The organism is Thioclava sp. UBA3469, assembly GCF_002378135.1.
Taxonomy (GTDB): Bacteria; Pseudomonadota; Alphaproteobacteria; order Rhodobacterales; family Rhodobacteraceae; genus Thioclava; species Thioclava sediminum.
Genome location: NZ_DFRG01000157.1, coordinates 1 through 460 on the forward strand (window position 1 = coordinate 1; position 460 = coordinate 460).

Genomic DNA, 460 nt, shown 5'->3' on the forward strand with positions numbered 1-460 from the left:
TGGGGCTCAGGACTGCGGCGGCGCTCTCTCTCCTCCTCCCTGAGAGCGCCGCGACACCAAACATACCGGCCCCAAGCGGCGCGACGCCGCGATGCCGGATCCGAGCTGCCCGGATCTCTCTCTCCTCCTCCCTGAGAGATCCGCGCCGAGCAGGCGGCGACCTCTCTCCTCCTCCCTGAGGTCGCCGCCTATCACCGGCGGAAAGCTGCGACAGGCTGTCGCATGCTGCAGTGCAGCACTTGATATCCGGGCCGACAGGTCCAATGTGATACGAAAGGCCCTCTCCTCCTCCCTGGGCCGATCGTTTCGGCGGCACTCTCCTCCTCCTCCCTGAGGGTGCCGCCACAAAATACCGAGGGTCCTCTCCTCCTCCCTGGACCCGAGGGTGTGATGCCGCTTCTTCCTCCTCCCTGAAGCGGTGTCGACAGTGCCGAAGGGTCTCTCTCCTCCTCCCTGAGAC